The following is a 5422-nucleotide window of genomic DNA, read 5'->3' as shown; positions in this document are numbered from 1 at the left end:
GAGCGAGCTTGCCTAGATGAATTTGGTGCTTGCACCAAATGAAACTAGATACAAGCGAGCGGCGGACGGGTGAGTAACACGTGGGTAACCTGCCCAAGAGACTGGGATAACACCTGGAAACAGATGCTAATACCGGATAACAACACTAGACGCATGTCTAGAGTTTAAAAGATGGTTCTGCTATCACTCTTGGATGGACCTGCGGTGCATTAGCTAGTTGGTAAGGTAACGGCTTACCAAGGCAATGATGCATAGCCGAGTTGAGAGACTGATCGGCCACATTGGGACTGAGACACGGCCCAAACTCCTACGGGAGGCAGCAGTAGGGAATCTTCCACAATGGACGCAAGTCTGATGGAGCAACGCCGCGTGAGTGAAGAAGGGTTTCGGCTCGTAAAGCTCTGTTGGTAGTGAAGAAAGATAGAGGTAGTAACTGGCCTTTATTTGACGGTAATTACTTAGAAAGTCACGGCTAACTACGTGCCAGCAGCCGCGGTAATACGTAGGTGGCAAGCGTTGTCCGGATTTATTGGGCGTAAAGCGAGTGCAGGCGGTTCAATAAGTCTGATGTGAAAGCCTTCGGCTCAACCGGAGAATTGCATCAGAAACTGTTGAACTTGAGTGCAGAAGAGGAGAGTGGAACTCCATGTGTAGCGGTGGAATGCGTAGATATATGGAAGAACACCAGTGGCGAAGGCGGCTCTCTGGTCTGCAACTGACGCTGAGGCTCGAAAGCATGGGTAGCGAACAGGATTAGATACCCTGGTAGTCCATGCCGTAAACGATGAGTGCTAAGTGTTGGGAGGTTTCCGCCTCTCAGTGCTGCAGCTAACGCATTAAGCACTCCGCCTGGGGAGTACGACCGCAAGGTTGAAACTCAAAGGAATTGACGGGGGCCCGCACAAGCGGTGGAGCATGTGGTTTAATTCGAAGCAACGCGAAGAACCTTACCAGGTCTTGACATCCAGTGCAAACCTAAGAGATTAGGTGTTCCCTTCGGGGACGCTGAGACAGGTGGTGCATGGCTGTCGTCAGCTCGTGTCGTGAGATGTTGGGTTAAGTCCCGCAACGAGCGCAACCCTTGTTATTAGTTGCCATCATTAAGTTGGGCACTCTAGTGAGACTGCCGGTGACAAACCGGAGGAAGGTGGGGATGACGTCAAATCATCATGCCCCTTATGACCTGGGCTACACACGTGCTACAATGGACGGTACAACGAGAAGCGAACCTGCGAAGGCAAGCGGATCTCTGAAAGCCGTTCTCAGTTCGGACTGTAGGCTGCAACTCGCCTACACGAAGCTGGAATCGCTAGTAATCGCGGATCAGCACGCCGCGGTGAATACGTTCCCGGGCCTTGTACACACCGCCCGTCACACCATGAGAGTCTGTAACACCCAAAGCCGGTGGGATAACCTTTATAGGAGTCAGCCGTCTAAGGTAGGACAGATGATTAGGGTGAAGTCGTAACAAGGTAGCCGTAGGAGAACCTGCGGCTGGATCACCTCCTTTCTAAGGAAGGCGAAAGATGATGGAGAGTGCGAGAGCACTAAAGAGAAGTCATCGAGAAAGCCAAGCGGAAGCACACTGAGAAACTTTGTTTAGTTTTGAGGGTAATACCTCAGAGAGCTAGTACATTGAAAACTGAATATAATCTAAAGCAAAAAACCGAGACAATCGAAAAAACAGATTGAAGAGCGACCGAGAAGAGAGAGAAACTCAACTTGAAATAGGTCAAGTAGAAAAGGGCGCATGGTGAATGCCTAGGCACTAGAAGCCGATGAAGGACGTGACGAACCACGAAAGGCTTCGGGGAGCAGTAAGTAAGCAATGATCCGGAGATATCCGAATGGGGGAACCCAATACCGGGAGGTATTATCAAGAGCTGTTAAGGCTGTTGAAGGAAGACGCAGTGAACTGAAACATCTAAGTAGCTGCAGGAAGAGAAAGAAAAATCGATTTCCCAAGTAGCGGCGAGCGAACAGGAAAGAGCCCAAACCAGCTGGCTTGCCAGTTGGGGTAGTAGGACTGCAATAAAGTACTTGAAGCGATAGCAGAATTATCTGGAAAGATAAGCCAGAGAGGGTGAGAGCCCCGTAAGCGAAATTGCAGAGAGACTTAGCAGGATCCTGAGTAGGTCGGGACACGAGGAATCCCGATTGAAACCGCGAGGACCATCTCGCAAGGCTAAATACTAACTAGTGACCGATAGTGAACCAGTACCGTGAGGGAAAGGTGAAAAGAACCCCGGAAGGGGAGTGAAAGAGAACCTGAAACCGTGTGCCTACAAGTAGTCAAAGCACATTAAAGTGTAATGGCGTGCCTTTTGTAGAATGAACCGGCGAGTTACGTTATGGTGCAAGGTTAAGTCAGAAAAGACGGAGCCGGAGCGAAAGCGAGTCTGAAGAGGGCGAGAGAGTATCATGACGTAGACCCGAAACCAAGTGACCTACCCATGACCAGGTTGAAGGCGTGGTAAAACACGCTGGAGGACCGAACCCACGTGAGTTAAAAATCGCGGGGATGAGTTGTGGGTAGCGGTGAAATTCCAAACGAACTTGGAGATAGCTGGTTCTCTCCGAAATAGCTTTAGGGCTAGCCTCGTGTGAATGATAATGGAGGTAGAGCGCTGTTTGGACTAGGGGCCCGTCAGGGGTTACTGAATCCAGATAAACTCCGAATGCCAGATATCAATGCACGGGAGTCAGACTGCGAGTGATAAGATCCGTAGTCGAAAGGGAAACAGCCCAGATCACCAGTTAAGGTCCCCAAATCTATGCTAAGTGGAAAAGGATGTGGAGTTGCGTAGACAACTAGGATGTTGGCTTAGAAGCAGCCACCATTTAAAGAGTGCGTAATAGCTCACTAGTCGAGTGACGCTGCGCCGAAAATGTACCGGGGCTAAGCATAGTACCGAAACTGTGGATGCATATCAAAGGATATGCGTGGTAGGAGAGCGTTCTAAGTGCGGCGAAGTTAGATCGAGAGGACTAATGGAGCGCTTAGAAGTGAGAATGCCGGTATGAGTAGCGAAAGATAGGTGAGAATCCTATCCGCCGAAAGACTAAGGTTTCCTGGGGCAGGCTCGTCCGCCCAGGGTAAGTCGGGACCTAAGGTAAGGCCGAGAGGCGTAGCCGATGGACAACAGGTAGAGATTCCTGTACTGAAATTGTTCGATAAGAGCAAAGGAGGGACGCAGGAGGCTAATGACGCATGTTGCTGGAAAAACATGTGCAAGCAGTAAGAAAAAAGATGAGTCAAATGCTTGTCTAAAGAAATCAAGCTGTGATGCGGAGCGAAATTAAAGTAGCGAAGGTCATGATGTCACACTGCCAAGAAAAGCTTCTAGCCAGAGCAATTTTACCCGTACCGCAAACCGACACAGGTAGTCGAGTGGAGAACACTCAGGTGAGCGAGAGAACTCTCGTTAAGGAACTCGGCAAAATGACCCCGTAACTTCGGGAGAAGGGGTGCTGATGGTAAAAGATCAGCCGCAGTGAATAGGCCCAAACAACTGTTTATCAAAAACACAGGTATCTGCAAAATCGTAAGATGACGTATAGGTGCTGACACCTGCCCGGTGCTGGAAGGTTAAGAGGAGAGCTTAGCGCAAGCGAAGGTTTGAATTGAAGCCCCAGTAAACGGCGGCCGTAACTATAACGGTCCTAAGGTAGCGAAATTCCTTGTCGGGTAAGTTCCGACCTGCACGAAAGGTGTAATGATTTGGGCACTGTCTCAACGAGAGACTCGGTGAAATTATAATACCCGTGAAGATGCGGGTTACCCGCGACAGGACGGAAAGACCCCATGGAGCTTTACTGTAGCTTGATATTGAGTATTTGTTAAACATGTACAGGATAGGTAGGAGCCAGAGAAAGTAGGACGCTAGTCTTACTGGAGGCAATGTTGGGATACTACCCTTGTTTGATGGATCCTCTAACTCGCAGAGCTGAGCGTTCTGGAGGACAGTGTCAGGTGGGCAGTTTGACTGGGGCGGTCGCCTCCTAAAATGTAACGGAGGCGCCCAAAGGTTCCCTCAGAATGGTTGGAAATCATTCGCAGAGTGTAAAGGTATAAGGGAGCTTGACTGCGAGACCTACAAGTCGAGCAGGGACGAAAGTCGGGCTTAGTGATCTGGTGGTACTGCATGGAAAGGCCATCACTCAACGGATAAAAGCTACCCTGGGGATAACAGGCTTATCTCCCCCAAGAGTTCACATCGACGGGGAGGTTTGGCACCTCGATGTCGGCTCGTCGCATCCTGGGGCTGAAGTCGGTCCCAAGGGTTGGGCTGTTCGCCCATTAAAGCGGCACGCGAGCTGGGTTCAGAACGTCGTGAGACAGTTCGGTCCCTATCCGTCGTGGGCGTAGGAAATTTGAGAGGAGCTGTCCTTAGTACGAGAGGACCGGGATGGACATACCGCTGGTGTACCAGTTGTCTTGCCAAAGGCATCGCTGGGTAGCTATGTATGGAAGGGATAAGCGCTGAAAGCATCTAAGTGCGAAGCCCCCCTCAAGATGAGATTTCCGATGCGTAAGCAGTAAGACACCTTAAAGACGATGAGGTAGATAGGCTAGGAGTGGAAGCATAGCGATATGTGGAGCGGACTAGTACTAATCAGTCGAGCACTTGACCAAAGCTCAAAGGTTTAGAGCGGAAGATTATATTCAGTTTTGAGTGTAAAAGCTCAGAAAGAGTACGGTGGCGATGGCAAGAAGGATACACCTGTTCCCATGCCGAACACAGAAGTTAAGCTTCTTAACGCCGAGAGTAGTTGGTGGGAAACTGCCTGCGAGGGTAGGCAGTCGCCGTGCTAAATGGAGGATTAGCTCAGCTGGGAGAGCATCTGCCTTACAAGCAGGAGGTCACAGGTTCGAGCCCTGTATCCTCCATTGAGTCGTTAGCTCAGTTGGTAGAGCATCTGACTTTTAATCAGAGGGTCGGCAGTTCGAGCCTGCCACGACTCATTGGCCCAGAAAAACTCAAGCGGGTGTGGCGGAATTGGCAGACGCGCTAGATTTAGGTTCTAGTGTTTTCGGACGTGTGGGTTCAAGTCCCACCACCCGTACCATGCCGATTTAGCTCAGTTGGTAGAGCATCTGTCTTGTAAACAGGGGGTCGTACGTTCAAATCGTATAATCGGCATTCATATTTTTGCGGAAGTAGTTCAGTGGTAGAACATCACCTTGCCATGGTGGGGGTCGCGGGTTCGAATCCCGTCTTCCGCTCCAGTATAAAAGACTCACCGAAGTGTGAGTCTTTTTTGATATTCGGGATGTGGCTCAGCTTGGTAGAGCGCTACGTTCGGGACGTAGAAGTCGCAGGTTCAAATCCTGTCATCCCGATTGAATATTATTTTTATTAAAAAGTTCGTCTTAAGCTAGAAAGACGAACTTTTTTGTATATAATGTTCATGAAATATC

Annotated in this window: 6 tRNA genes and 3 rRNA genes; all 9 read left to right on the top strand. The window is 49.8% G+C overall.

Going from position 1 to position 5422, the window contains the following annotated elements:
• Positions 1-1510 (top strand): 16S ribosomal RNA (locus AC1EK1_RS08265); the annotation flags it as partial.
• Between the two features lie 220 nt (positions 1511-1730).
• Positions 1731-4636: ribosomal RNA gene (locus AC1EK1_RS08260) — 23S ribosomal RNA — on the top strand.
• 60 nt (positions 4637-4696) lie between these two features.
• A 5S ribosomal RNA gene (gene rrf, locus AC1EK1_RS08255) occupies positions 4697-4813 on the top strand.
• A 5-nt stretch (positions 4814-4818) separates the two neighbouring features.
• A tRNA-Val gene (locus AC1EK1_RS08250) sits at positions 4819-4891 on the top strand.
• Positions 4892-4893: 2 nt separating this feature from the next.
• Positions 4894-4966, top strand: a tRNA-Lys gene (locus tag AC1EK1_RS08245).
• A 19-nt stretch (positions 4967-4985) separates the two neighbouring features.
• Positions 4986-5070: transfer RNA gene (locus AC1EK1_RS08240), tRNA-Leu, on the top strand.
• A 1-nt stretch (position 5071) separates the two neighbouring features.
• A tRNA-Thr gene (locus AC1EK1_RS08235) sits at positions 5072-5144 on the top strand.
• 11 nt (positions 5145-5155) lie between these two features.
• Positions 5156-5230, top strand: a tRNA-Gly gene (locus tag AC1EK1_RS08230).
• A 40-nt stretch (positions 5231-5270) separates the two neighbouring features.
• A tRNA-Pro gene (locus tag AC1EK1_RS08225) sits at positions 5271-5344 on the top strand.
• Positions 5345-5422: the final 78 nt, after the last annotated feature.

Source organism: Porphyromonas sp. C0026D3, assembly GCF_056590775.1.
Note: the sequence above shows the minus strand (reverse complement) of the source record. Positions and strands in the feature narration are given on the sequence as shown.